A 250-nucleotide genomic window follows, 5' to 3' on the forward strand; every position below is an offset into this window, starting at 1 on the left:
GATGGTGATAGGCGTTGATAGCGGAGGGATGGTGTTAGGGGGAATGAAGATAACGATGATGGGAAGGAGTAGCGTTTTGGGTGATAGGGTAGAGGTGAGTGAGGTGAGGAGAGGAGGGGGAAAGGTAAGGGGTAAGGGATATAAGGTAAGGGTGAGTGGGGGTGTAGTTAGGGAAATGGGGAGGTGATGTGGAATGAGGGGGAGTAGGGGAACGGTGATAAAGTGAGTGGTACGGATAGGAAATGGAGTA

The 250-nt window shown here is 51.2% G+C and carries 1 protein-coding gene; it reads left to right on the forward strand.

Features of this window, described 5'->3' with window-relative positions:
* Positions 1-187, forward strand: a 187-nt coding sequence (locus tag FS628_RS32295; RefSeq protein ID WP_222125342.1) for a hypothetical protein, incomplete at its 5' end; no start/stop codon positions are given.
* Positions 188-250: the final 63 nt, after the last annotated feature.

The sequence above is a fragment of the Paenibacillus xylanexedens genome, from assembly GCF_007676705.1.
GTDB classification, from domain to species: Bacteria; Bacillota; Bacilli; order Paenibacillales; family Paenibacillaceae; genus Paenibacillus; species Paenibacillus xylanexedens_C.